Annotated in this window: 24 protein-coding genes; all 24 read right to left on the bottom strand. The window is 34.2% G+C overall.

All coding sequences use genetic code 11. The features are described 5' to 3' along the window. Nucleotides 1-2: 2 nt before the first annotated feature. Nucleotides 3-1,280 carry an efflux RND transporter periplasmic adaptor subunit gene (locus EG339_RS12290; protein ID WP_123870314.1) on the bottom strand — a complete coding sequence of 426 codons (1,278 nt, stop codon included), beginning with the start codon at nucleotides 1,278-1,280 and terminating at the stop codon, nucleotides 3-5. Between the two features lie 7 nt (nucleotides 1,281-1,287). Then, a complete protein-coding gene (locus EG339_RS12285) occupies nucleotides 1,288-5,655 on the bottom strand; it encodes a CusA/CzcA family heavy metal efflux RND transporter (RefSeq protein ID WP_123870313.1) in 4,368 nt (1,455 codons plus the stop codon). 152 nt (nucleotides 5,656-5,807) lie between these two features. After that, entirely contained in the window at nucleotides 5,808-6,083 is a 276-nt protein-coding gene (locus EG339_RS24775) for a hypothetical protein (protein WP_394343426.1), read from the bottom strand. Nucleotides 6,084-6,191: 108 nt separating this feature from the next. Continuing rightward, on the bottom strand, nucleotides 6,192-6,599 hold the full coding sequence (locus EG339_RS12280; RefSeq protein WP_123870312.1) for a Fur family transcriptional regulator: 408 nt from the start codon (nucleotides 6,597-6,599) through the stop codon (nucleotides 6,192-6,194). Between the two features lie 6 nt (nucleotides 6,600-6,605). After that, nucleotides 6,606-6,944 carry a hypothetical protein gene (locus EG339_RS12275; protein ID WP_002981107.1) on the bottom strand — a complete coding sequence of 113 codons (339 nt, stop codon included), beginning with the start codon at nucleotides 6,942-6,944 and terminating at the stop codon, nucleotides 6,606-6,608. Between the two features lie 79 nt (nucleotides 6,945-7,023). Next, a complete protein-coding gene (locus EG339_RS24525) occupies nucleotides 7,024-7,230 on the bottom strand; it encodes a GDCCVxC domain-containing (seleno)protein (protein WP_081457773.1) in 207 nt (68 codons plus the stop codon). Beyond that, entirely contained in the window at nucleotides 7,230-7,832 is a 603-nt protein-coding gene (gene merTP / locus EG339_RS12265; protein WP_002981108.1) for a mercuric transport protein MerTP, read from the bottom strand. The genes EG339_RS24525 and merTP overlap by 1 nt, the downstream gene beginning before the upstream one ends. Further along, complete coding sequence (locus EG339_RS12260; protein ID WP_002981109.1) at nucleotides 7,829-8,203, bottom strand: ArsR/SmtB family transcription factor; 375 nt, start codon at nucleotides 8,201-8,203, stop codon at nucleotides 7,829-7,831. Before EG339_RS12260 ends, merTP begins: the two co-directional genes overlap by 4 nt. 263 nt (nucleotides 8,204-8,466) lie before the next feature. Continuing rightward, nucleotides 8,467-8,745, bottom strand: coding sequence for a VOC family protein (locus tag EG339_RS12255; RefSeq protein WP_002981110.1), 279 nt, complete (start codon nucleotides 8,743-8,745; stop codon nucleotides 8,467-8,469). Between the two features lie 89 nt (nucleotides 8,746-8,834). After that, complete coding sequence (gene arsB / locus EG339_RS12250) at nucleotides 8,835-9,866, bottom strand: ACR3 family arsenite efflux transporter (protein ID WP_002981111.1); 1,032 nt, start codon at nucleotides 9,864-9,866, stop codon at nucleotides 8,835-8,837. 7 nt (nucleotides 9,867-9,873) lie between these two features. Further along, nucleotides 9,874-10,251 (bottom strand): glycine cleavage system protein GcvH, encoded by a 378-nt coding sequence (gene gcvH / locus EG339_RS12245; RefSeq protein ID WP_002981112.1) that lies wholly within the window; start codon nucleotides 10,249-10,251, stop codon nucleotides 9,874-9,876. Between the two features lie 17 nt (nucleotides 10,252-10,268). Beyond that, complete coding sequence (locus tag EG339_RS12240) at nucleotides 10,269-11,042, bottom strand: metallophosphoesterase family protein (RefSeq protein ID WP_123870311.1); 774 nt, start codon at nucleotides 11,040-11,042, stop codon at nucleotides 10,269-10,271. A 27-nt stretch (nucleotides 11,043-11,069) separates the two neighbouring features. After that, nucleotides 11,070-11,561, bottom strand: coding sequence for a GNAT family N-acetyltransferase (locus EG339_RS12235; protein WP_066439501.1), 492 nt, complete (start codon nucleotides 11,559-11,561; stop codon nucleotides 11,070-11,072). A 10-nt stretch (nucleotides 11,562-11,571) separates the two neighbouring features. Next, the gene (locus EG339_RS12230; RefSeq protein WP_066439503.1) at nucleotides 11,572-12,045 is read right to left on the bottom strand and encodes a DUF6428 family protein; all 474 of its coding nucleotides are present in this window, start codon (nucleotides 12,043-12,045) and stop codon (nucleotides 11,572-11,574) included. 56 nt (nucleotides 12,046-12,101) lie between these two features. Further along, nucleotides 12,102-12,428, bottom strand: coding sequence for an ArsR/SmtB family transcription factor (locus EG339_RS12225; protein ID WP_002981116.1), 327 nt, complete (start codon nucleotides 12,426-12,428; stop codon nucleotides 12,102-12,104). 143 nt (nucleotides 12,429-12,571) lie between these two features. Further along, nucleotides 12,572-17,680, bottom strand: a complete 5,109-nt coding sequence (locus tag EG339_RS12220; protein ID WP_123870310.1) for an Eco57I restriction-modification methylase domain-containing protein — start codon at nucleotides 17,678-17,680, stop codon at nucleotides 12,572-12,574. Nucleotides 17,681-17,682: 2 nt separating this feature from the next. Next, a complete protein-coding gene (locus tag EG339_RS12215; protein WP_002981118.1) occupies nucleotides 17,683-18,363 on the bottom strand; it encodes a hypothetical protein in 681 nt (226 codons plus the stop codon). Between the two features lie 75 nt (nucleotides 18,364-18,438). Next, nucleotides 18,439-20,433 (bottom strand): hypothetical protein, encoded by a 1,995-nt coding sequence (locus EG339_RS12210; RefSeq protein ID WP_050791123.1) that lies wholly within the window; start codon nucleotides 20,431-20,433, stop codon nucleotides 18,439-18,441. Nucleotides 20,434-20,484: 51 nt separating this feature from the next. Next, the gene (locus EG339_RS12205; RefSeq protein ID WP_027374958.1) at nucleotides 20,485-21,183 is read right to left on the bottom strand and encodes a hypothetical protein; all 699 of its coding nucleotides are present in this window, start codon (nucleotides 21,181-21,183) and stop codon (nucleotides 20,485-20,487) included. A gap of 13 nt (nucleotides 21,184-21,196) precedes the next feature. Next, on the bottom strand, nucleotides 21,197-22,054 hold the full coding sequence (locus tag EG339_RS12200) for a M23 family metallopeptidase (RefSeq protein ID WP_002981121.1): 858 nt from the start codon (nucleotides 22,052-22,054) through the stop codon (nucleotides 21,197-21,199). Between the two features lie 16 nt (nucleotides 22,055-22,070). Beyond that, complete coding sequence (locus EG339_RS12195) at nucleotides 22,071-24,059, bottom strand: type IV secretion system DNA-binding domain-containing protein (RefSeq protein WP_123870309.1); 1,989 nt, start codon at nucleotides 24,057-24,059, stop codon at nucleotides 22,071-22,073. A 49-nt stretch (nucleotides 24,060-24,108) separates the two neighbouring features. After that, the gene (gene traN / locus EG339_RS12190; protein ID WP_002981123.1) at nucleotides 24,109-24,975 is read right to left on the bottom strand and encodes a conjugative transposon protein TraN; all 867 of its coding nucleotides are present in this window, start codon (nucleotides 24,973-24,975) and stop codon (nucleotides 24,109-24,111) included. Nucleotides 24,976-24,980: 5 nt separating this feature from the next. Further along, nucleotides 24,981-26,192 carry a conjugative transposon protein TraM gene (traM, locus tag EG339_RS12185; protein ID WP_029296697.1) on the bottom strand — a complete coding sequence of 404 codons (1,212 nt, stop codon included), beginning with the start codon at nucleotides 26,190-26,192 and terminating at the stop codon, nucleotides 24,981-24,983. Next, nucleotides 26,182-26,535, bottom strand: a complete 354-nt coding sequence (locus tag EG339_RS12180) for a hypothetical protein (protein ID WP_002981125.1) — start codon at nucleotides 26,533-26,535, stop codon at nucleotides 26,182-26,184. The genes traM and EG339_RS12180 overlap by 11 nt, the downstream gene beginning before the upstream one ends.

Below are 26,535 nucleotides of genomic sequence, written 5' to 3'. Positions count from 1 at the left end.
GGTTAATCTTCGTCTTCTCCTGCATTAGATAATTTTGCGTTTACAAAAAATGCTCCTTTTACAACGATTTTGGCATTGACAGGAATTTGCTTGACAAAAGTTATTGCGGTATACCCCATATCAGATACCCCTTTCAATACTTCTACTTTTTCAAAATTTATACTTGCCTTATCTTCTTTTTCATTTTTATCTCCCTCTTTATGATTTTCTTCTTCTTTACCTTCTTCGTGATGCTCTTCTGCTTTTTTATCGGTTTGTACGAAAATATAATATTTACCATCAGTATTTACGATGGCATCATTGGGAACAGCAGGTGTAGTTACATTGCTTAAGCTTACAACCCCTGTTATGTTCATTCCATCAATTAAACCAATTTTACTACCTTTTATACGACAACGTACAGCAATAGTTTTACTCTCGTTTTGAAAAGATGAACCGATATTGAAAACCGTAGCCTCATATTCTGTGGTTGGATTATTTGTCAATCTAAAATGAATAGTTTGCCCGATTTTTATTTGTGGTAAATCTTTTTCGAATACTTGTAAATCCAAATGTAATGAGCTGTTATCTACTATTTCAATTACCGGCGAAGAAACATCTACATAACTTCCAATTTTAGCGTAAACATTACTTACTGTGCCATTTAAAGGACTAATTACTGTCAGAGCAGATTTCAAATTACTGTTTGATAAGGTGCTGGGATTGATGCCCATTAATTGTAGTTGTTGATGTAAAGACGCTTTTCGAGTACGAAGGCTGTTCAATTCGGCTGTTGCACTTTGTAAATTTTTCTTTGCGCCAGCATTTCCTTCATTTAACTCTTTTTGTCTTGATAGCTCTTGCTCGGCAAAAGTTATCTTACTTACTACACTCAAATATTCTTCCTGTAATTGTATAAACTGCGGATTGGCAATAGTTGCTATTATTTCACCCTTTCTAACATAATCCCCAATTTGAACTTTCAATGTTCTTATCACTCCACCATATAAAATTGTAGCGTTGGCTTTGTTGTTATTAGGAACATTCAGATTTCCATTTGCTTTGATAGTTGCAGACAGCTCTCTTTGTTCTATTGTGCCTATTTTTATTCCAACTATCTTTAATTGTTCCTCTGAAAGAGTGGCAATGGTTGGTACTTCTTCCTCGGCTTCTTCTCTTTGAATTTCTTTTGCTTCCTGGTTCTGCCCATTTCCATCTTTCTGATTATTGCAAGCGGAAAATGCAAATATTAAAACAGTTATCACTGTTACAATTGTGATTTTATTTATGTTGAATTTCATTTTTTACTTATTGATTAATGAGAGAATAAATATTGATTACAGACTGGTTTACCTGCTGAATACTTTTCAGATAATTTAATTGAATGTCGGTTGCGGTTTGCAATGCAAAAAGATATTCCACATAGCTAATTTCTCCTGTTTTATACCCTAATTGTGCCGCTGATACTATTTCTTTGGCATTAGGCAATGCTTCTTGCTGAAAATAATTAAACTGTTGCATATCCTGTTGGTATTGCTGCAAAGCATTTTGTAATTGTGTTGTTAATGCTTGCTGCTGCTGCTGAGCATTGGCTTCGGAAGCCTGTTTTCTGAAGTCCAAAGATTTTATCCTTGCTTTGGTAGCACCATAAGTGATAGGAATTGCAATGCCAATATTTACAGAATTGAAACGGTTACCAGAATTAAAATATTTTTCCATACCATTTACTGTGTGAAAACCTATTAAAGATTGATTTGTAAAACCAATTGTAAAATCAGGTAAACCTTGGGAACGTTCTACCTTTTTGGTCTGTTCTGCAATAACAGCATCCTGATACAAGGATTGAATGGCGGGATGACTTGCTACTACATCATTATCCAATAAATTGCTGATTTGTAAAGGTTGAAAAATTCCATTTTCTGCAATGAGAAAATCCTCTCTTCTATTCATCAAAGTTTTCAGACTGGCAACAGCATTATTTAAAAACACTTTATTCTGTTTTAACAATAAATTGATTTCCCCTTTCTTAGCTTCTGCCGTACTGATGTCCACTTTTTTTGTATCGCCGGTTTTATAACGAAGCTGTGCTATTTCTATAAAATCGCTGTACAGACTATCTAACTGTTGTAATTGCTTTTGGTTATGTTGCAAATATAGGATTTGATAATAGTAAGTTCTGACCTGCGTTTTTAACTCTAGTACGGTAAGATTTTTCTGTAATTCTTTCCCTTTTATTTCGGCATTAATCAATTGTTTTTTTGCTCCGAATAATGTAGGAAAAGGAATAGTTTGTGCCACTTCAAAAGACTGGTCGAATTTTGTACTGTTGTACTGCCCCAATTGTGCATTAAAACCTAATTTTGGTAATTCTCCGGCAGTTTTTTTCAAGGCTTTACTTGCATCAATTTCTAAATCTGAAGCCTTTATGGTTTGATTATTTTTCAGCGCGATGTTTATTGCTTCATCAACACTGGATAAATCTTTCGTTTGTGCGTTTGCTGTAAAACCTACCAATGATAGCAGTAACACAACGATAGTTGTAATGGGTTTCACTTTAAATTTTCTTTTTAAATTAATTTTTGAATTGAAGATGATATACAATAGAGGCAGTACGAATAGGGTAAGGAATGTTGCAGTTACCAAACCACCGATAACAACTGTAGCCAATGGTTTTTGTACCTCTGCGCCTGCACTACTGCTCAAAGCCATTGGCAGAAATCCTAAACTGGCTACTGTTGCAGTCATCAAAACTGGTCTCAAACGGATTTTAGTTCCTTCGATTACCCGTTTCAATACATCTTTTTCTCCTTCTTTTTCTAATTGATTGAAAATACCTATCAGTACAATTCCGTTTAGGACAGCAACGCCAAACAATGCAATAAATCCAATACCTGCGCTGATGCTAAAAGGCATTCCTCGAAGTAACAAAGCTAGTATTCCTCCAATTGCACTCATTGGGATGGCTGTAAAAATTAATCCTGCCTGTTTAAAGGAACTGAAAGTAAAGTAAAGCAGTACAAATATCAATATTAAAGAAACTGGAACAGCTATCAGTAATCTATTGCTTGCTTCCTGTAAATTTTCAAACTGTCCTCCATAAGTGAAATAATACCCTGATGGTAATTTTACTTGGTTGTTCAACTTTTTTTGAATTTCTTCTACCACACTTTGTACATCTCTGCCTGCAACATTAAAACCAATTACAATTCTTCTCTTTCCAGCTTCACGGCTTATCTGCGCAGGTCCTAATTTATAGTCAATTGTAGCCACCTGTGATAGAGGAATTTGACTGCCTGTGCTAGTTGGTATCATCATATTGTTTACATCTTCAATACTACCTCTATAGGTACTATCTAAACGCACAACTAAATCAAATCGCCTTTCATTCTCAAAAACCACACCTGCACTTTTTCCTGCAAAAGCAGTACTTACAACATTATTTACATCTTCTACATTTACTCCATAATTGGCTAAACGAGTTCGGTCGTATTCAATATTAATTTGAGGTAACCCGCTTACCAGTTCTACCTGAGGCACTGTAACTCCCTTTACTGTTTGTATAACTTTGCTAACCTTATCGGCATTTAACGCTAGTGTGTCTAAATTTTCTCCGAAAATCTTAATTGCAACATCTTGTTTTACCCCTGTCATAAGTTCGTTAAAGCGCATTTGAATGGGTTGGCTTTTTTCGACAATAATGCCAGGTATTACGGCTATTTTTTCTTCTATTGCATCGCCTAATTCATCGTATGTCCTTCCGGATTTCCATTCACTTTCAGGCTTAAGAATAATTATTAAATCTGTTGCACTTGGAGGCATTGGGTCAGTAGGTACTTCACCAGCTCCAGTTCTACCTACCACCATTTTTACTTCATCAAATTGTTTGGCAATTCTCGAAGCAAGCATCGAAGTTTCTATACTTTGTGATAATGAGGTTTCAATAGGCATTTTAAATTCAAACGCATATTCTCCTTCTTGTAGTTGGGGTATAAATTCTCCTCCCATTCGGCTAAACAAGAAAATACTAATTGCAAATATGGCAATGGCGATACCAACGAACCAATACTTTATGCTAATCGCTTTTTCAAGCAAAGGCTGATATTTTCTTTGTAACCAATTCATCATTCTATCGGAAAAGGTTTCTTTATGTGAAGGCTTTTTGGATAAGAACAAAGCACACATCATAGGTATGTATGTTAAGGATAAAATCAAAGCTCCAAAAATGGCAAAACCTACAGTCTGTGCCATCGGACGGAACATTTTGCCTTCTACGCCCACTAACGTAAGAATAGGAATGTAAACAATTAGTATAATGATTTCACCAAATGCTGCACTACTACGAATTTTGGAGGCAGACAGAAAAACTTCCTCATCCATTTCAGTTTGTGTAAGCCTTTGTTTAGATTTTCGTAAGCCTAAATGATGCAATGTGGCTTCCACAACAATTACTGCCCCATCTACAATCAACCCAAAATCTATGGCTCCCAAACTCATTAAGTTGGCGCTTACACCAAACACATTCATCATCGCCAAGGCAAACAGCATTGCTAAGGGAATAGCGGAAGCTACAATTAATCCTGCTCTAAAATTTCCTAAAAAAAGTACCAATACAAAGATTACAATCAATGCACCTTCTATCAGGTTTTTTTCTACGGTACTCATTGCCTTGTCAACTAAAACTGAACGGTCTATATAGGGCTCAATAATAATATCATCAGGTAATGACTTTTGTATAGTAGGAAGCTTTTCTTTTATTTTTTCAATTACATTATTGGCGTTTTCGCCTTTTAACATCATCACAACACCACCTACTGCATCAACATCTCCATTATATGTCATTGCTCCATATCTTACAGCATTACCAAATCGTACATCCGCCACATCTTTTATAAAAATTGGAACACTGCCAGGATTATTCTTTACACTAATGTTTTTTATATCATCTAATGATGTAACCATACCAATACCTCTAACAAAATAAGCACTTGGTTTCTTATCAATATATGCTCCCCCTGTATTTTGGTTGTTTCTTTCAAGAGCGTTGAAAATATCGGTAATACTTACATCCATAGCCTTTAAGCGACTAGGATTAACAGCTACTTCATATTGTTTTAGCTCGCCGCCAAAACTATTTACTTCTGCAATTCCGGGAGTACCATACAGTTGCCTTGCTACAATCCAGTCCTGCATTGTACGTAGGTCTTTGGCATTGTATTTATTTTCACTTCCCTTTTTGGGATGTATTATATATTCGTATATCTGACCAAGTCCTGTACTTACCGGAGCCAGTTCCGGCGTTCCTATTCCATTCGGAATTTTTTCTTCTGCTTCTTTCAGTTTTTCGTTAATGAGCTGTCGGGCAAAATAAATATCTACTTTTTCCTTGAATACAACTGTAATTACGGACAAACCAAACCTCGAAATACTTCTGGTTTCTTCTAAATCGGGAATATTAGCAATGCTTTGCTCTATGGGAAAGGTAACTAATTGTTCTACTTCCTGAGCTGCCAATGTTGGGCAAACCGTAATTATTTGTACCTGATTATTTGTAATATCGGGTACGGCATCAATGGGTAATTTTGTGGCACTCCACACTCCCCAAATAATGAGTAACAATGTCATTATTCCGATGACAAGTTTGTTCTTTATACTAAATTTTATGATACTGTCTAACACAATTCATATGATTAAAGATTAATAAATAGTGGATATAAATTCTTCCACTCCATATATGTGAAATGAATAGCTAAATGCTCGACTGAGGGGGTACGTTATTTAATAGTGAATGGATGCCCATACACCGACAATAAAATACAGTCGCTAAAAATTTAGGCATTAATCTTTGGCGGCTGCCAAATATTTCCGTGGTAGTTGGAATTGAACCCGAAATCCCAAAGTGGGAATTTTTGTATTTTGTCGAAACTAGACTTAGCTTCGCCTATTTTGAAAGTTTGAAATGTAAAAACAGCAACAGTGTGACAAGTGGCACAGGAGCAAAAAGGGCTACATACGTCAATGCTATTTTCTTGACCATCACCCGCTTGTATAAATTCTGATTTTGTAGTATTGTTTATGCTAATATCGCACGCATCAGTACACGGCATTACCGATAATGCCATAAAGTATATACTGAATAGGATTACAAATATTTTCATCAGACTACAAATGTAAAATATAATTAGTGCAATTGAATTGCAAAGTTTAAAGGTGTATTAACTACAGCTTGAGCATTTCCCCTTGAGAACCAAATTAGCTCCTTCTAATTTAAAGTTTTGAGGAATTTTGATGTTTGGAATTTCAGTTTCCGTAAGACAAAAGGTATGTTTGCAGTCGGTGCAATAAAAATGTGTGTGTAGTTCTGATAAATTGCAATTACATCCAGATTGACATAGTGCGTATTTTACAACTCCACTTCCATCATCAATGGTGTGGATGAGTTTGTGTTCCAGAAATATTTTGAATGTTCTGAATAAGGTAACACTATCTGCTTTCTCAAACTGTTCTGCCAGCTCTTTATGGCTTACTGCGTATTGTTGTTTTAATAGCTTTTCTACCACCAACAAACGCATAGCGGTAGGCTTTATGCCTTTTTGGTTTAAAATTTTTTCTAATTCTGTCATTCTAATTCAAATTTCTTTTGTCCAATCATTGTTATCATCTTCGTTAACTGCTATTTGCTCTATGATGCTATTTGCTACACTGTCGGAGTACGTGCCATAGCCATTTACGAAAATACCTTTTGCTCCGTCTTTTTGGTTTCTCATTGCATACAAGATAGCTTCATCTTCCAAGTCATTCAGCCCTGTAAAACGATAAATTTTATCAATAACTATGTCACTTAAATTGACCTTTTCACCTCCTGTTTTATATGAGATATTTTCTTCCAATAGGTTAAAATCTTCAGTATAACCTCTTAGTCTTAATATTTCAATTACCTCTGATAATGTTTTTTCTGTTGATGCCATAAGTTATTCTTACAATTGTTTAAAAATAATTAGTAAAACCTACCGATTTTTTATGTGATTTATATAAAATGCGTTCTATTTAGCAACATTTTTTTTCTTTTTGTATTGGTGGACAAGGAACACTGGCATAACTACAATACACACAGCAGTCGCCTTGTAGTGGTTTTAACCTTGTTTTGCAATTTTTACATTCATAAAAATACTGACAAGTATCAGTTGGCATTGTTTCCTCTTTTTTGTGCCCACATTTTGGGCAAGTTATTATTGATTGTAATTTAATTTCCATTATGATATAACTTTACTTTTTAGTGATTTATAACCTGTCGAATTGATAGCTTTTTCGATTTCAGCAATACTGGTTTGCTTATTATCAAACTTGACAATAGCGTTGCTTTTCTCATAGGAAACGACAACTTCGATAATTCCTTTTAGTTTGCTAATCTCTGTTTTAATATGATGTTCACAACCTGAACAAGTCATTCCTTTAATTGTAAACTCAACTTTCTGAATTTTGGAACTTTGGGTAATAATTGTTTTGTTTTCGGGCTTTGGAAAAAAGATGTGAGCGTAAATTGGAAATGATAAAAGTAAAGCCGCCATAACGGTAATAATTCCTAAAAATGATTTTGTTTGCATAAAATTGGGTTTTTCAGTTATTTTACATTTACAGTCAATTTGCTTTTTGGGTTTCAACTTTTGAAACCAAGTAAAACCAAGCACTAAAATTGTCAAGCCAATAAAATATGGTCGGAAAGGTTCGAGCCAAGAAAATGTTGAAGCAACCCCGCTTGTTCCTACTATGAGAGCCAAAACAGGTGTAATGCAACATAATGAAGCAGCAATTGCCGTAAAAAGACCAGTACCGATTAGTTTGTTGTCCGTTTTCATATAGTTTCTAAAATTTTATTATCATTAAGTATTTCAAAAAATGGGGTCAGCATTTTTTCATACTCTTTTGTTAATGAATAAAAAATAGTTTGTGCTTTTCTTTCAGTTTCAATTAGTTTACGGTCTTTGAGTTTTCGTAAATGTTGAGAAATTGCAGAAATTGTCATACCGAGAATATCGCTTAAATCACAAACGCAAAGTTTTCGTTCTTCATAAATAAGAAACAGGATTTTCAGTCTTACATTGTTTCCCGCCAATTCCAGTCCGTTAGATAAATAGTCAAACGAACCTTGGAGTTCCGAAACTCGTTCTTTACAGCGATTGATTTGTTTAATGTCTGCCTGTTGTCTAATGCAAGAAATACTATCCATGGTGCAAATATAGCTAATTTGTTTATTTTAGCGTTTGCTTAAATAAACAATTTAACTTTCATTGTCTTGTTCTTTACAGTTTTAACAAGGCTCTTTTATACACTAACTCTTTCTATAATTATTTTTCACGCTATATCATATCCTCATAAAAAGTTATCAAATTCCTATACAAGTCTAATGTTGCAAATTCTCTTGTACCATAATATGTGCTTTTTATTTTCGTTTTTGTGTAAAACTTCTTTTTCTTTTAGTTCTTTATACAGTTAGTCAATGCCTTTTACTTCAATCCTGCAACTGTGTGTACCTGCCAAAAAACTTTCTGCTCCGCTACTAATCGGTTTTAGAAATAAAAAAACACTTTTCCATTTCCAACTGTAATTACAGGAAGCCCACAAATGCAGCTCTATACCACCCCTAACTAATATTGCAAAAGTTTCTTCCTGATGTCTGCATTCAAAACCAAATCGAGCTTTATAAAACTTAACTGCCTTATTAATTTTCCGTACAAGAAATGCGGGAATGGGTTTAATTAGTTCTATCATTTTGTACGCTTGTTTTAATTATTGAACCCTATATTTTTTGCACATCGGTTGAAATCCTATTGTCGTTTCATAACTTCTATTACTTATTTCTAACTGTAATATTTTTTCTTCAACCACAAACTTGCACGTACTAAAAGTATCAGTACCGGAACTTCTACTAAAGGTCCAATAACGCCTACAAATGCCTGTGGGGAATGAATACCGAAAACTGCTATAGCAACAGCGATTGCCAATTCAAAGTTGTTTCCTGTTGCTGTAAATGCGATGGATGCGTTTTTGTCGTAAGGTACTTTTAGAGATTTATTGATAAAGAAGCTGACAAAAAACATCAGTACAAAATAGATGATTAATGGTATGGCTACTTTTACTACATCCATTGGCAACTCTAATATTTTATCACCTTTCAGGCTGAACATTAAAACTATCGTAAACAGTAAAGCGTACAATGTAATGGGCGATATTTTGGGTACAAATTTTCGATTATACCATTCTGTACCTTTTGATTTAATAAGGAAGTAACGGCTAACGAATCCTGCTAAGAATGGAATACCTAAGTATATCAATACGCTTTCTGTAACATCTTTCATTGATACGCTTACATTGAAATTAGCTAATCCTAATTTTGAAGGTAAAACATTGATAAATAACCAAACTAAGAAACTGTAAGAAAGTACCTGGAAGATGCTGTTTAACGCAACCAACATAGCTGTATATTCTCTGTTTGCTTTAGCTAAATCGGTCCATACGATTACCATTGCTATACATCTTGCCAAACCTATCAGTATTAACCCTGTCATATAATCGGGTTCATTGCGTAAAAACAAAACGGCTAATCCGAACATCAATAAAGTACCAATGACCCAATTCAGCAATAATGACAGACCGATTACTTTTTTATCCTTAAATGCTTGGGGCAATAATGAATAATCAACCTTTGCCAATGGTGGGTACATCATTAATATTAAACCTATAGCCAATGGAATATTTGTAGTTCCAATGGATAAAGTATTTGTAATTTTTGATATTCCCGGAAAGAAATGTCCTAAACCTATACCTATTGCCATTGCAAGGAATATCCATAAGGTTAGGTAACGGTCAAGAAATTTTAGTTTTGGCTGCATTGTGTGTCTAATTTGTAAGTTCTCTATATTGGTTTGATGTCAATAATTTTTCTAATTCTGTAATATCTTTGATTTCAATTTTTATCAGCCAACCGTTTCCAAAAGATTCTGAATTGATTAGTGTTGGCTCTTCTAATAAGAGTTGGTTCGTTTCAATGATTTTACCCGATACTGGCATAAATAAATCACTGACCGTTTTAACCGCTTCAACAGAACCGAATACTTCGTCCTGCTGAAAACTATATCCAATGTTTGGTAAATTTGCATATACGATTTCGCCCAATTCACTTTGTGCAAATTCTGTGATACCTATTGTACCTGTGTTGTCCTGTATGCTTATCCACGTATGTTCTTTTGAATATTTTAAATCATTTGGAAATTCCATTTTTTAGATTTTTTAGATTAATAGCCACGTCTTAGATTCTCTGCGTACTCGTTTGGAAGAGGGCTGTCTTCCACAGCCTTTGCAGCTTTTTCAAAGTCATAGTCGAAACGGATAAATTCTACACTGATGCTTTCTTTGTTCAAAACAGAACTGTTTTCATTAATTGTCAACATCGCATAACCACCTCTTATATCGTTGTCTTTTGGCTTACCAACGGAACCGATATTCACTGCGTGGCGGAAATGATTTTCACCATCAACACCCGAATTTAAAACTCTGTGATAGGGCTTGTGCGTATGTCCGAAACACATAATGTCGGCATCGGCTTGTTCCATAATACGAAGCATACTTTTTTCCTCACGGTCTTCGAAGAGATATTCGTTAATTTTTCTCGGACTCCCGTGTACCAAAAGCAGATTTAGCTTGTCTTCGTTCAATTGAAATTCTACTTTGATATGGGCTGGAAGTGTACGCAGGTAAGCACGTTCCTCATCTTTCATCAAAGAATTGGTAAAAGAAATGGAAATATTGCCGTTGTCCTTCTCAGCGTCTGTTTTGTAGGCGCAACCGCATTCATTACTCATTCTCCCAATGCCAAAATCGTAGTTGCCTGCAATAGTTGGTATTTTTCTTTTACGGATTTCATTGACCACTTCGTTTGGCCAGATATTGTAACCTACTAAATCTCCCAAGCAATAAATGCTGTCGGGATTTCTTTTTTCAACATCTGCAAAGAATGCTTCCAATGCAGGGAGATTAGCGTGAATGTCGCTGAATAATGCAATTTTCATTTTTTATTGATTTATAATTTTTATTTTTTAATCTATTCCGATAATTTTACTCCTGCATTCCATCAAGACAGTGTCTTTCCAAACCCCATTCTTTCTTCCAATTTTTTCCCTATAACCGACGATCCTGAAACCACATTTCTCGTGTAATCTTATGCTATTTTGGTTTTCTGCAAATATCCCGGATTGTAAAGTCCATATTTCACTTGACTCACTTTGTCTAATCAATTCATTCAACAACATTTTACCAATCCCTTTTCCTCTTGCAATTGTTGCTACATAAACACTTACTTCTGCTACACCCGAATAAACACATCTGCTGGAGACAGGAGATAATGCAGCCCAACCAAGCATTTCGTTATTTTCATAAATACTGATTCTGCAAAAATTAAGGTGTCCTTTATCCCAATCTTCCCATATTGGTAAATCATTTTGAAAAGTGGCAATATTGGTAGCTAATCCCTGACCATAGATCTCTACCAAATCTGCAAAATTGTCTTTGGTAATCGGCTTTATTTCCATAGCAATTGAATTAGCAACATCCAGAATTTGGCGTACAAGAATTGTTTTGGTTTACACCAAGTTCAATTAGATTCTTTTTTTCTTTTTCTGATGGGATTCCACAAGCGTCCTGTGCTAAGCAAGCTGTAGTCTTATTTTTTAGAATAAATGTTTTCCCGTTAAATTCCAGATCATATTTTCCAATAGTATTACTTTGATATTCAACTTCAATATCAAAATCCTCGATTCCTAATTTATCCTCAGAAAGTTTGATAATGTTGAGTAATTTTTTAGGCTTCAAACGATGTTCAAAATCGTCTGCATTCCAAAGCTGAAAGTTCACAACCTTCTCTGAACGGATCACACCGCCACAATCAATAAAGTTTTTATTAATCATTCCTACTTCTGTAACGTGAAAATGTTCTGGAACAAAAGCTCCATTTTCTAATTGGAATTCAACATTTTCTAATGTTGGCAAAATTTGTTTTACTTCTGATAATTTCATAATTGAATCTTTATAGCTTAAATGCAATATTGCGATATATTAAGGTAAAAAAATACTTAACAGCATTTTGATTTGGTCACAGTTTGTACTATAGCTGAAAAATAAGTGTTTAGAATTTCTATTGTCTTTTCGTCTATACAATAGCAGATAGCGTTTCCAGAAATGTTACCTTTTATAATTCCTGCGTTTTTCAATTCTTTTAAATGCTGAGAAACTGTTGGTTGGGCTAAAGGCAATTCGTTCACGATATCTCCACAGATGCACTCATTGACTTTCATCAAATACTCGATAATTGCTATTCGCGCAGGATGTCCTAATGCTTTTGCAATTGTTGCAATTTGGTTTTGTTTGTCCGTAAAATGCTCAGTCTTAGTTGCCCCCATATTTCATTATTTTATATTGCAATATTACGATGTACTTTTGAAATACAAAATAAAAATCATTTAATTTTTTATTGATTTTAAGTTGAGCCTAATTTTATAGATAATTAATATGTTATGATAATCATAGAATTTTAAAGGTTTCTTTACCTCTTTCTGTTTATGACAGAAACCTTTTCAACATTATTATTGGAGCTTACTGCTAAGAAACTATTATACAAAATACGATTATCAATGGTTCTTTCTCTTACATAGTCTCTATGCTTATTAATTTTCATTTGTTCCTCTTTTTCAATTTTGTATTGAATTACCAATTTACTTCTAATTTCAGGAAGATTTTCAAGTTTCTTATCAAACTCTACAATTTTATCTTCTGTACTTTTGGATTGAACTTCTATTTCTGCAACATTAACTCCTTTTTCAGCTAATAATTCTACTGTTTTTTGAACTTCAGCTTTAGCCAAGTCAATCGTTTTCTGATAAGATGGAAGTTGATTTTTCCAGTAATCAGTATTTCCATCAACATTTTTAGAATAACCTAAGATTCTGTTATATGACTCTTCAGCTTTGGTGACCATCTCCTTTACTTTTAGGAAGTCATTGTGTTTTCTGAGTACAAATGCAATGTCTGCAAGATGTTTATTTTTTTCAATTTCAATTTTCTTCTTTAAGAGTTCTATTTCAATATTTGCTCTCGTTTCCGGATCAGTAATAATAGAGGTCTTGAGTTCTTGGGTACTTATGTCAGAAATATCTAATACATTCGCTCCTTTCTTCATCGCTTCTAAATATCTTGCTTGTTTAGACTGTAACTTTTGTAGCATAAACACATCGATACTATCATTAGTGAGCATAAAATTGATTCTCACGTTTTCAAACTTGTTGCCCTGTCTCCAAGCACGACCTTCAACTTGTCTCAAGGTTGTAAAATTATAGGGAAGAGAAAGCATATACAGATCGGTCGTATTTTCCTGAAGGTTCATTCCTTCCTGAATGGCTTCACTGCCAATGATGATTTTAATTTTTCCGGAATTAAAATCATCCTGAATTTTCAATCTGTTTGGTTTGCTCGTTGCTCCTGTAATGACACCCACTTCTTCTGGTTTATAACCAACTTCTATTACAAGATACTCCTTAATTTTAGGGAACTCTGAAACTGCTAACTCAGAATAAATGATCTGGCCTGCATCGGGAATATCATTTCTATTCTGCCGTATCAGATTCATTGTATCAATAAGCTTTGGAGAATTTTCAATAAATTCTTTTACTGAAGGTAATTCTCCATCATAATATGGTGACAGATATGGTGAAATTGCAATAAGCCTCGCATTTAGTATGTGAGTTAAAATTGCTCCCTTTTGAGTTTCTTCAAAATTTTCTTTCAGTAAATCATACTGTTCTTGAGTTAAATCATTCTGCTCAATTTTATACTCTTTATTGATTTTCGTAGGACGAATCAGTTCAGGGTTATCATCTTCTCCTTTTATATCAATAAACTCAGACAAAAGCTGTTGAAACAAAGAATTATTTTTAAACCTCCGAACATTGGCCTTGAACTTTACATCTCCTCTAGCATCAATTTCCATATCAGTATCCGCCTCCATAAAGGTTTCAAAGAAGTTGTTGACATTAAAGTAGCCAGATTCTTCCAACCTCTTATTGGCAATCAATGAAAGAATTGAATAATACTCCAGAGGCTTATTGGTAAAAGGCGTAGCTGAAAGTAACGTAACATTTCTGCCATTGTATTTATCCTGTATATATTGCGAAGCCATCCAAGTATTGATCCCAAGTTTGGAAGTCTGTTGATTTTGGCTTCTAAAATCGGATGCAAATCTTCGATCCTCAATTCTTACTTTTCCCACAATATGATTGGCGTTGTGAACTTCATCAAAAGTTAGATGATCAAAACCAAAATCTTCCCAGTCGTGGATTTTTCCACGTTTCATTTTGCCCTCCAGCTCCCTCTCTTTTTCTAATTCTATCTGAAAATCTCGCTCGCTGATGGAGTTCACACTTCTTAGTTCACTCTCTGAGATGTACGAAAACTTTGCGGCTAAATCTTGAGTAATATTTTCTGAAAAACCAATATTGTTAAAACCTTCATAAGTAACGATTGTGATTTCTCCATCTCTGTTATCAAATTTGGAAAGATCATAATCCTTTCCAAGATTGCCCAGCACATTTAGTTTTGCCTTCGGAACAGTTTCAAAAATTGTTTCTATCCATTGTTTTAAAATACTGTCGTTGGGTACAACAATCAAAGGTCTTTTAGCGTTTCCACGCTCCATCGCTTCGTGCATTGACAATATTCCAGAAAGTGTTTTTCCAAAACCAACTTCGTGAGCAAGCAACCCAACTCCCTTTGTTGTTAATCTTCCGATTCCCGCTTTTTGAACTTCAGTCAATCTAAGTTCTTTTCCTTTAAAATTCTGATAGATTTTCGAAAACAATGGGAATTTGGAATAATCCGGAACGTAAATGCTATTGAAGTTTCTATTAAATTCTTTTACAAAACGTTCTCTCAATTCATCAGATAATTCTTCACGAATGAATTTTTGAAACAGATCATTAGCTGCAGCTTTACGCCTTTCACGAACCAAAGCATTTCGTTCCTTGTCACTTCCAGTAACTGTTTCATTATCTACGAAACTTTTGACCTCCCAAGCTGAAGAACCTGCAAACGCATCACTTGATAAATCTCCTACAAAATCTTTAAACTTTTCTGCAAGATTGTAATCTACAATTACAGTTTCGACCAGTTTTGAATTTGGGTTATATTTCTCTTTTTCTACTTGACCAAGTGCAAACTTGTGTACAAATTCGTGATTGGGACTAATGGATATGTCATCCAAAGATTTAGGAATTGGTACAACACTAAGAAGCAGATTCATTTGCTTATCATACTGATCTTCTGTTCCGCCAACAGCATACTTATCAGCAAAATCTTTTTCTAACTGCTCCAGCTTTGCATAAATATTTCCTTCTGCATAATAAAAATCGTGCATCCACTTTCCATCAATAAAATTGGCAAATTGATAGTGTTTACCATAATTATTCAAAATCCCGTCATAATTGGTATCACGAAAAGCATCAATTTGTTCTTTGGAAATTGAACTGCTATTTTGAAGAGAAGTATTTAGAACTTCATCAGATTTGAAAAACAGATATTTTAAAACCCCTTTTTTGATTTCCGGTTTTGTCTGAGTTCTATATTCTGAGTCTTTCCTTTTTTGAGTTTGAATTATTTTTTCGGATTTATCAAAAACCTCCTTTAGCTCTTTGGAATTAAAAGATTGAGCATCTTTTTCTATCTGTTCTTTGAGCTTGGAATATTTCTCAATTTCTTTGACAATAGCCGGAGATTTAAATTTGATTTCCTTTAAGGATGAAAGAACTTCAGTGATTTTGTCTGTAACATCATTCAGTGCTACTCCGCTTTCGGTTTCATTATCTATTTCCGTTTTATCATTGACTGTATTTTTGTTTTCCGGTTCAGTATTCTCTGGAATAAAATCTTCAAACAGATTTCCAATTCTTTCTGTCTCATTTTTGTTTTGAAGCCGGTGCAGAATATGTAAAGCATTATCCAAATTGCCGTGGACATATTGCTCCATTCTCCCAAAACGATTGCTTTTTTTCCGAATTTCTCCTAAGATATTTTCTGGGTTCTTTTCAAAATAATCAGATATATCCTGAGTGATTTTTACCGATGATTTTTTAAGGATAATAATGTCAGTTTCGATCTGAGTTCCGGCAAAAGCCCCTGAAGGTAATCTGTAGGCTTTCATAATCTCTACATTTTCTAATTTCTTCTGCCTGTTCAGCCAACCTGAAGGAAGTACCATTGCCAAAACACCATTTAATTTCAAAGAATCTAAAGAACGTTTGAAAAAATAATCTTCGTACTTACTAATTTTGGGTTCTTCCCCTAATCCTTTGTATAGACCTCGATGTTCTCCATAAGGCGGATTCCCAATAACCAAGTCATACTTTTCATTATAGTCATTTGCGTCAGTTTTTTGACCTTTTTCATTAATAAATTCAGTTTCAAACGAGCGCAGATTGATGTCAGCTTCAGGATGGAAAATTTTGGCAATTTTAGCTGTAGTATCATTGATTTCAAAAGCTGTAACATTTATTTTTACAGAGAGATCTTTTATAGCATAAAGAAAACTTCCGGTTCCTACGCTTGGCTCTAGAGCTGAAATCTCTTTTTGATTTTTGAATTGGTCTTTTATAAGATTGCGAATTGCCTCCACAATCTTTGAATCCGTGTAATATTCATCAAGGATTCCACGCCCTTCCTTCGCAGTACCACCACTTTTGTATTGATTGCAAATATTTTTTACATCGTCAGAAATCTCAACATTTGGATGTAAAGTAATTTTTCTATCCTCGGAAACAAAACAAGCTGCAGAAACTACTTCTGCAACTTGTTCATTGGTCAGTTTTTGACCTTTATATTTTGAAATAAGAGAATTTAATTCCTCAATATTTTTGGAATCATCTACTCTTCTTTCGATTCTATCGGATACAATTCTCCCGGATAGGATTCCGTCCAAGGAATGTTTTCTGTCTTCATTTTCTTCAACATTTTCAGGTTGTGCTCTGTCAATGGATTCTCTTCCTGTGTTTCCAAGATCGTTCCGTTCTGACTTTTCAAGTCCATTTCCAGCATCGTTGCTGCCCAAAGTTTGTCCTCCTGAGTAATCTCCGTTTTGTTCGGATTGGCTTCTTTGGAGAGACTCTCCAGAATTTCGTTCAGAAAATTTGGATCCCAAGTGCTGAGTGTCGGAAATTCTTGTTGGTCTAATGATAACTTCTGCATCCTCTGATTTTTTTGGTTCAACTAAATTAATATTTTTATTCTGAAGATTTAATTTGTTTTGTAGATATTCATTCAGATTCTTATTTGCGGTTTGGGATACCTCATACATACTTCGGATATCTTTAATATTCTTATTCTTCAGCTTCAATTCCATTAAAATTTTAAGCGTTGCAGCATCCCCTATTCTGCTTGCTTCCAAACATAAAAATATTTTCCCATCAAAATCTTTAAATCGGTTGAGAAATTTATTAGTATTACTCGCAGAATTAAGTGTAACAAGAGTTCTGTTATTGTTTTGATTATTCAACTTCAATAATTCGAGAAATGAGAGCGTATCAGTTTCCTTTTCAAATACAACAAGCTCATTCTTGCTTCCATTGATAACAGAAATATCATCTTTAAAATTTGAAGAATCCAATGACATACTCAATTGTTTTTTCTGCTTGTTACGAAGTTGTTGAACTCAAATAATTCTTTTGCCTGATCATCCCATTTTTTTCTGGGTAGCAGCTGAAGGGTTACGAAAATGTCGCTCTTCTTATTATAAGAATCAATGCGCTCCAGTCTACCATGGTAGTCTTTTTCGGCGTGTCTGTAAAAGGAATATGGTAAAATAGTATCTGTAGGATAAATGTAAAAACGCGTATAATTCCAAGGAGAGTTGATTTCAAAGCGTTTAAATTTTTTTTTGAATAATACTGTATCAGACAAATTTCTTCTGTTTCTGTAGTTGAGAATCCAATCCTTGGAAAATATAGCACCTACTTTTTTGTCCCAAACCGATAATGGTCTTTGTTTTTGAGAAACTGCTGAAAATATGATATTATTCTCTGATGGATCTACCTGGAAGTACAATGAATCTTTAATGTAGTAAGTTTGTTTATTAATTTCCGGAAACGAAGTATCGGGAACCAATTCTATCAAATGATTTTGAGAATAGTTTATTTTAGATAGATGAAAGCTTTCCATTTGGTCCAAACCTTTCGAAGCATCAAAATAGACATTGGAAATAAGATCAATCCCTCCACTTTCAGAAACGATTTCCTTGTGACAAGAACTTACTGTAAATAGAATTGCATTAAGTAGAAATATTAATTTTAGTTTCATTTCAATTGAGTTTATAAAAAAGCGGCAAATCATATTGACTTACCGCTTCCGATGGTATTATGGTAAGTAAAATTTTTATCTTTTGATGCTTTGTTCCCTAACATTGGCTTTATCGTTCTTGTTATCTTGCTCCAGGCCTTCTAAAGGTTTGTTAGTATTAAGCCTGTTCATTTCATTGTCATAAAGTTTAAGATTTCGATTTTGAGGATCCAGAACTGCTTTTCCTTCTATGACCTGATCATTCTCTTTGAATTTTACTTTTAATACATTCCCTTTTTCTAGAGATTTTATTGCGCTTTCTTTCCATTCAGGTCTGTCAAATACGAGATTAGATTTGTCAACAATCTTAGCCGTATTGACACCATAGTTTTTGTAGAAATTTTGGAAGTAATAATTTCCCTTCTCGGTCTTCGGTTCGTTGAAGTTAAATTGAACAAAAGCAGGTTCGACTTGTTGACTCTTTGGATTGAGAAACTCAATTTTCACGCTACGTCCCTCCAAAAGATTGACCGCTTCTTTTGCTGTAAAACTATTATCCCGGCTAACAGGAAAATTATGAGAGATCTCCTCACTGTTGTCATTAGTCAATTTTGCATTGTAGGAATTAAGAAAAACACCTCCGCTTTCACTTTTATTGAATTTTAATATAAAATCAACCTTATTTGCGGGTAAGGTTTTATCTGAGCTAGTCTTAATTTCAAACTCTTGCTTTTTTGAGTTGATACCTTTTTCTAAATCTTTGTGAAGTTTTTCCTCTTCTCCAAAACCGAGATATTTCATTTGGTCTTTAAGATATTTTACTTGGTCAAAGTCTTGTTGTTTTTCCATAATATTTGGGTTTTGATTGTTAAAATTTATATCATTGACTGTTAATATTCTGAATATTGATAAGTTATCTTCATCGAGATAAGTTTTTAAAATTTCTCCATTTTGTAATAATTTATAGGATTCGCCATTCCCTTGTCTTTCCAATAAGCCAAAAGCCAAGGCGTATTTATCATTCTTTGATAAGTGATGTCCGTCAAGTACATCCGGAATTTTCTCTAATTGTTTATTTGTTAATGTGTAATCTCCCTCCGTCGTTCCAAATTCTACTTTTTCTGAAAAACTCTTTCTTTGCTTATCTGTTAAGTGCAGATTTTCTAGGATAAATTCATTTTCTTTATTAATAAGTACGTAATTGAGCAGATTATTTTTTTCATCTTCAGAAAGCTTAGGGGTAAGATTATTTTGAGGTGCTTTTCCCTTCAGGTCATTTTCCACATAGGTTTTGAATTCGTTCAAACTTTTCGGTCGATCATAAAGATCTTTCATATCAGTCCAACCATTGCCAAATGAGGATGACTTATATTCTTGGGTTTGTATATCATAACTATAATAAATATTACCAGTTGGACTTTTCAGAGAACCGCTCCCATCATCGTACTCGCGCCAAATCCATCCTTCAGGAAGACCAGATGCAGGAACCAAACTTTCATCAAAGTCATCTTTTGAAAACAGGTCATCAAATTCGAAACTGTCTTCTTCCCAATCAAGTTGACTACTATTTTCCCAGCTCTTGTGAAGTTCCTCAGTGAGTGGATTAATTTCTATTCCCAATTTTCCTGCTTCAATCTCATAATTCCGGTAATGGTGGGCCTGTTGTTCATCAATTTGTGTATTGGTCATCCCCAAACTTAAATCTGTTCTTTTCTCCAATTCTTTTGCCCAAGAATCTGAAAGAAATTTTTGCTTTGAAGCTTCATCGCTAATAGTTACTTCTTTAAAGGAAGTATTATCTTGTACTATTAAAAATCTGTCATCGATTCTCTGTTTATCAAGGAATCTTACAGCTTCACTAAAGCTTTTAAAGTTTGTTTTAATCAATGCTTTACTATCTGAATTAAAAATGGAATTCACAGTAAAAGCAGATCCCTGAATCATTTGACTTTCTCTGGATTTATAGATTTGCATAAATCTTTTTTCCTGATTGGAAAACCTTCTTTCTCCATCTCTAAAAAAATTTTCGGGAGCTGTATTTTTTATTTCTTTTTCAAAATCTTTATAAGTTTTGGTTTTTGGAGTAATCACTCTGTCGAACCAGGATAATTTATTCTCCACAATTTTTAATTATTTGAGATTTTATCTTCTGAATCCTCTTCTTTTCTCCTGTTCCTCAGATTGTTCTTCCTGCTCCTTCCTGTTTCTGTTAGCATCTTCATACATATCTCTATCATTCACATTCAGTTGAATATCTGAATCACCTCCTTTTGAAAGTTGTTTTTCAGTTTCAGTAATGTGACTTACAGCGTCAATCTCTCTCGAAACAATGTTTACATCGTTTGTGATTTCCTTTGCTATTTCAGGATATTGGTCGACTTTATCTTGTAGAAAGCCTTTAAGTTTTAGCAATTCGTTTTTATAACGATTAAGTTCCTGCGCATCCTTTTTATCAGCAATGATAGCAGTAAGCTCTGTCGCATTTTTGATGAAATCAAACTCTACAACTTTTCCTGTTTCACTATCGAATACAAAAGCCTTCTTTTCAAGTGAAGGAAATTCATTTGAAAGCTCTTTAATGTCCGTATATTGAACTTTCTCTTTACTATTTTCAAGAAGTTTAGTTAGGCTTTTATCTCGTTCAAGAAAGATGACCTTCAGTTTTGTATTATCTTCTGTGAGCTGAAAAGTGGCTCTATTCTTATCATTGTCGGCAACGATGGTATATCCTTGAAGAAATTTCTGAATATCATCTTCGCTTAGCTTTTTGGAAAATGTAAAATCGTCATTGATAATTCCAAAGTTTTTAAGTTCGTCCGTTGGTAAATTGTGATTTTGCATAATGTTTAGAAGTTTAATGTTGGTTGTATGAGTTTGCTCGTGATTCATAGTAGTTGGCAATTAAATTATTGGCATTAATAAGATCATTTAGAAATCGGATGGGGTTAATGTATTTTCCATTTTCTGTCACTGAAAAATGAAGATGCGCGCCGGTAGAATTTCCGGTATTCCCACTTTTTGCAATGATGAATCCGGCTTTTACAAATTCTCCAGCTTTGTAATACATTTCTGAAAGGTGAAGATATGAGGTTATAAATGAATTAGAATGCCTGATTTTAATATAATTCCCTCCTCCACCTAAATCCCAACCCGATGCAATTACAACTCCATCTAAAACAGCATATACATTTTCATAGTTGGCTTTAAAATCTGCACCGTTGTGTAATTTATTAGCTCCAAAAATAGGATGAACCCGCCATCCGAAAGGAGAAGTAACCATCATCCTATTGTTAAGTGGCATACTTATTTTTGAGATAGATTCCTCTTCATTAACGAAATCAAACTTTTTAATACGCTTTTCTGTATTTGAATTTTCCAGATTTGTTGATTGCTTTTTATAGTTTTGTAAGAGTGAGTCATTATCGATTTTTGAGTCTGCCTTACTTTCCTCAATTCTTGATACATTGTAACGAAGCATTAATGTCTTCAGAGAATCAATCTCCTTTTTCAGATTTTTTTTAGTTGGAGCATTGAAAAGTCTGTTAATAATGCTTTTTTGCTCCTTTTCTATTTTGAAGGTAGATTGCTTCTGAAAACTTTGTTGTTCTTTAAGAATCTCGTTGGATGTAACCTTTTTAGGAGTCAGTGTATTGAACTGTGTAAAAACCAACGAATAGCAACCTAAAAACAGCACTGTTATTATATTTTTCATTTTTAATCCCACTGTATTAATCTTTAATATTTTCGTTTACGATGAGTTCCACCTCTCTATTTATTTTTCTAAAATTGGTCATCAGAACTTCTTCTTTACGATTATTGCCCTTTTTATCGACGAATGAATAGTAATTAGGCATAGCTACATAGTTTTGTTCTTCCTCCTTGATAGCTTTCATATCAAGATTGATTTTTCCTCTTATTGCAGAAGTTTTATATTCCTCACTACTGTTCTCTTCTCCTTGCGCAATCATTCCAACCATTTCACCGGTTTTGAGTGCAGCAATTTTTCCTGCAGGAATCATAAAGTCCATTTTTTCATTGATGCTGGTCGATGTTCCTTGCTGCGAAATAGATTGGGAGTAAGACTTTTGTTTAATTTTTCCGAACAATTTTTCAAGCCAATCCAAGGTATTTTTATCTCTTACAGAACCGGAAAGAACATTTCCGACAATCGCTGAAATAGTATCCGCGACTTCCTTTTTATAAAACTGTCGAAGCTGTGGAATTTCCTGAAGCCCTAATAAAACAGCTATCTTGTTACTTCTTGCTGTTGCTATTATATTGTCAATTTTATGAATGTATATTGTTGGGAATTCATCGCCAATAATTCCACCAGGTAAATTATGTTTAGAATTGATTTGGCGTAAGGTCCTATTAAGAATTGAAGAGTATAAGGCTGAATTAATGTCCTGTGTGCTCGGATCAGAAGCTAAAATCAGAATTGAAGGATTTTGCTTATCTGTTATTTTAAGCTCAACTTCATCTCCTGAGAATACCCAAAAACTCTCTTTAGTTGCCAATCGGGAAAGAAAGATTTTCAAAGTTCCAATTTGTCCTTCCAACTGATCAAAAGCCTTGTTGTCATAGGCTGTTTTGAATGGTGAAAGCAAGGAAAGAATCTCTTCATTGGTAAAAAGTGTATCAAAGATCTCTTTATAACTGCGGTTCATAAAAGATAGAATATGCGGCAGATCTGAATATTTCCCATTTTCCAACGTAGCAAAAAAGTAGACACAAGATGAAAGAAAGTTAATTGCCGATTGAGTAAAAAAAGCTTCGGAACCTCCTCCTGAGCTGGATCCTCCTTTTTGCAATGAAGAAACCATAGATTCAGCCATTTCCTGAGCTTCAGCCAATGTTTGAATGTACTTTTTATGGAACGGATTTACTCTTCTTGATTTTTCTACTTCATTAAGATTAATAATATGAAAACTGTAATTGTAATCTGATTCTCTACTTTTTTTCAATAAGTAATGATAATAAGCAATTTGCGCCAGGTCAGGAAACTTAAAATCGTAAATGCAAAGACAAAATCCTTTAGCAATCATTTGTCTAATAGATGGATTAATAACCCCAAATGATTTTCCAGAGCCAGGTACTCCGATTACAATTGTTCCTCTAAAAGGGTCGATATTAATATAGCCTTCATAGGTTTTGTTATTATATCTAAAAATATAAGGGATATTGATAGAAGTATCCGTGTTTACAAGTTCTTTGTTTTGATCAAAAGATTCTTCTTCAACATTCCATCGGTCTTTTCCCATTTTCTGCTGCATCAATTTAGAAATACTGTCTGCTCCCATCTGAAGAATAACTGCTCCTAAAAAAGAAAGAACTGCATAGATGATTTGATAAAAATTAAGCCCCGGAAAGATATGCGGAAGCTCTCTATTTCCAGCTTCATCCTGCCAGATCAAGGATGAGAAAATCATCAATAACCCTAACACTATTGGAATTCCAATCTTTGTGTATATATTAAGGTCTCTCTTCTTCTTAGCTTTTGTTCCAACAGCAACCAATCCAATCAAAACCACCGTGGCAAATTTTGCATTGATGGGAGGATAAATGAAACTCATTTTAGAGAAGTTCTTCAATAAATTGGAAACTACAGGAACATCAGCATTCAGATAAAACAGCGAAGCACAATCCAATGCAACTACAGCATAGACCACCTTTTGCAGGAATCCATAGATTTTAATTTGATGTTGTTGTTCTTGCATAGCAGTTTATTATAGTTTCATATTAATTAATGGTAAGCGGAACTTCCGCCTAGAAAGTATCAGCTTTTAGAATGTCAGAATAATTAACTTTCATTTCAATGGTTCTACCCGACAGCTGTTCTTCAATCAACCTTATCATCATTACCTTAGAATTCGGGTAAGTGAACTTTTTGAACACAAAAATATTTCTGAAATTCTTCTTGAAATGTTTTTGAGGATTCAACTGAAAAAGTGGCGTCATCTCGATGCTTTGGCTATTTGTAGCCTTATGGATTTTTTTATCCTCTATGGAAAATTTTAACGCCTCAATATCATAGCTCAGATTAGAGTTATTTTTAAAGGTCATATCAAGAAAGATGTAATCACTAATGACATACACATTGTTGAGCTGGAAACTAAGTTTGAGATTTTTCTCTTCCCTGATTGGATTACCTTCAGATTTCTTCTGAATAATTCCCATTGCAAATTTTCTGAGTTCAAGGTTAGAGAACACCATTTTATCAAATTCAATGGGCTGCATCGCTTCTGGCTGAATATGTATATTGGTAATTGTATTTAAGTTTTCAGAATGTCTGTAAACCGCTTTATACTGTGCAATAAAAGATTGCCCCACAACGGTAATAATTCCGACTTGATTTCCATTAAAAAAGATGGAGGTCTTTTTCTTTTTATCTTTTTCTTCAGATGTTTGGCTGTCTGTAATTTTGATTCTTGCAATATTGGTCGTCGGTAAATCTCCTGTCAGTTTTTCTGTAGACAGATCAACGTACTGGATAGGTTCCGGAGAAATAATATGCAGATTGACTCCCTCTGTGATTTCTATTTCTGGCAGGTCAGAAATAATTTGTTCTTTTGTTGCTGTCTGTGCATTGAGTGTAACAGTAAATAGTAAAAGTGTATATAAAAATGATTTCATTGCTTTTAAGGTTTTGGTTGGTTTTGTGACTCTTTCAATTGTTTTTCGTCAATCAGAAATACATAAGAGTTGTATTTCAATTTGGCTTTGTTGGTTTTAATGAGATTCGCAATCGATTTGGAGGTGGACGTAAATAATTTGGAACCAATGGTGGTAAAAAATCCTTCTCCTCCCATATCCATCTGTGTTCCTTGCACAGAATTGCTTCCCATTTCACGGATCATATCTCTAAAAACACTTTGTGGAACATACAATCCTTTCATACCATCAACATCGTAGATAGATAGGTTGATTGGAAAGATCTCTCCCTTAGCAAATACCGAAATGATTTTCAAGTCAACTCGCTGCATTGTAAATCCAGAAATCTGACCATATAAAATGGAACCTTTACTGATCTTTCTGTTTCCAACAAAGATGTCTTCCAGCAACCTGAATCTAATCCTGCTTCCTAAAAATCCTTTGTTGTTTTCATCGATAACAGCCTTGATAAAACTATTTTCCTTGTCTTTATAAATGGCGTTGAAGTCATTATTGATACCAGACTTACTGACGTTGAAAGTAGAGTTAAGGAACTCGTCCATCTTTTCTTTATTGGCTTTTAACTTTTGTTCAGCCGCCAGCTTGCTTTGATACTCGGGATCTCTTGCTTTCTCTAAAGAATCCATCACCAGCATTTGCTGCTTTAGATATTTTACAGGATCTTGCTGTGTATTTTGTTCTTTTGTTTTAGGCTTTATAATCTGAATATTATCTTCTGCTTTTCCGTAGGATTTGTCATTTAGCATTTTAATAATCTCAGTTGATCTTTTATAGTCCTGATCTTCTTTACCCTGCTTAGGATCATAATAGGATGATGGATTTCCTGTGGTCTCATATTGACTCTGCCTTGAATTGACAGCTTTTAAAGAATCAATCCTTCTTTTCTGAGCTAACGACAATTGGTCGTCATAGCTTAGCAGACTATCCTGTTCCTTGTCCAATCCTCCAAGCATTGTTCTGTTATCCTCCTTTTTAAAGAATGCATCATACGCATCATTTTTGGTCATAATGGAATCCTGAGATTCACCAAGTGACATAGAAAGCTCTTTCGGTTTGTCTGCAGGTTTATCTTCTTTCATAAATTGAGCACCTACATATGCAAAAAGACAAACGAACGGCAGAGCAAGGAGTGGCAGAACATATTTCTTTTCTTTAAAGTTGATTTTATTAATGTCCATTTTTTAAGTGTTGGTATTGGTTAAACAGATATTCTATTCTAAGGCTGTCATCTTTCCGTAGTTTTTGCTGATCTCTTTTTACTTTGAGTGACTGGAGTTCAACCACTATTTTTTTCATTTCCTTATCATTACTTTTTAAAGTATTTTGACCTACCGAACTTTTGGAATAAAGCACAGGAGGCTTGATTTTAAATGTCATATCAGAAGGAAAGAATATTCCTTGCACAATTGATATGATGAAGGAAACTGATAGGAAAGCCATCGAATACATAAAAAATTCCTTAGGGTTTTTGACTGTCCAGGCAAACCATTTCTGCCCAATCTTTTTAACAAAAGCATTCAT

It is taken from the genome of Chryseobacterium bernardetii, from assembly GCF_003815975.1.
Lineage (GTDB): Bacteria > Bacteroidota > Bacteroidia > Flavobacteriales > Weeksellaceae > Chryseobacterium > Chryseobacterium bernardetii.
Note: the sequence above shows the minus strand (reverse complement) of the source record. Positions and strands in the feature narration are given on the sequence as shown.

Coding starts and splice junctions, on each gene's coding strand:
- EG339_RS12290 (WP_123870314.1), bottom strand. CDS start 1,280: ATGAAATTCAACATAAATAAAATCACAATTGTAACAGTGATAACTGTT.
- EG339_RS24775 (WP_394343426.1), bottom strand. CDS start 6,083: ATGCCGTGTACTGATGCGTGCGATATTAGCATAAACAATACTACAAAA.
- EG339_RS12280 (WP_123870312.1), bottom strand. CDS start 6,599: ATGACAGAATTAGAAAAAATTTTAAACCAAAAAGGCATAAAGCCTACC.
- EG339_RS12275 (WP_002981107.1), bottom strand. CDS start 6,944: ATGGCATCAACAGAAAAAACATTATCAGAGGTAATTGAAATATTAAGA.
- EG339_RS24525 (WP_081457773.1), bottom strand. CDS start 7,230: ATGGAAATTAAATTACAATCAATAATAACTTGCCCAAAATGTGGGCAC.
- merTP (WP_002981108.1), bottom strand. CDS start 7,832: ATGAAAACGGACAACAAACTAATCGGTACTGGTCTTTTTACGGCAATT.
- EG339_RS12260 (WP_002981109.1), bottom strand. CDS start 8,203: ATGGATAGTATTTCTTGCATTAGACAACAGGCAGACATTAAACAAATC.
- EG339_RS12255 (WP_002981110.1), bottom strand. CDS start 8,745: ATGATAGAACTAATTAAACCCATTCCCGCATTTCTTGTACGGAAAATT.
- arsB (WP_002981111.1), bottom strand. CDS start 9,866: ATGCAGCCAAAACTAAAATTTCTTGACCGTTACCTAACCTTATGGATA.
- gcvH (WP_002981112.1), bottom strand. CDS start 10,251: ATGGAATTTCCAAATGATTTAAAATATTCAAAAGAACATACGTGGATA.
- EG339_RS12240 (WP_123870311.1), bottom strand. CDS start 11,042: ATGAAAATTGCATTATTCAGCGACATTCACGCTAATCTCCCTGCATTG.
- EG339_RS12235 (WP_066439501.1), bottom strand. CDS start 11,561: ATGGAAATAAAGCCGATTACCAAAGACAATTTTGCAGATTTGGTAGAG.
- EG339_RS12230 (WP_066439503.1), bottom strand. CDS start 12,045: ATGAAATTATCAGAAGTAAAACAAATTTTGCCAACATTAGAAAATGTT.
- EG339_RS12225 (WP_002981116.1), bottom strand. CDS start 12,428: ATGGGGGCAACTAAGACTGAGCATTTTACGGACAAACAAAACCAAATT.
- EG339_RS12220 (WP_123870310.1), bottom strand. CDS start 17,680: ATGTCATTGGATTCTTCAAATTTTAAAGATGATATTTCTGTTATCAAT.
- EG339_RS12215 (WP_002981118.1), bottom strand. CDS start 18,363: ATGAAACTAAAATTAATATTTCTACTTAATGCAATTCTATTTACAGTA.
- EG339_RS12205 (WP_027374958.1), bottom strand. CDS start 21,183: ATGCAAAATCACAATTTACCAACGGACGAACTTAAAAACTTTGGAATT.
- EG339_RS12200 (WP_002981121.1), bottom strand. CDS start 22,054: ATGAAAAATATAATAACAGTGCTGTTTTTAGGTTGCTATTCGTTGGTT.
- EG339_RS12195 (WP_123870309.1), bottom strand. CDS start 24,059: ATGCAAGAACAACAACATCAAATTAAAATCTATGGATTCCTGCAAAAG.
- traN (WP_002981123.1), bottom strand. CDS start 24,975: ATGAAATCATTTTTATATACACTTTTACTATTTACTGTTACACTCAAT.
- traM (WP_029296697.1), bottom strand. CDS start 26,192: ATGGACATTAATAAAATCAACTTTAAAGAAAAGAAATATGTTCTGCCA.
- EG339_RS12180 (WP_002981125.1), bottom strand. CDS start 26,535: ATGAATGCTTTTGTTAAAAAGATTGGGCAGAAATGGTTTGCCTGGACA.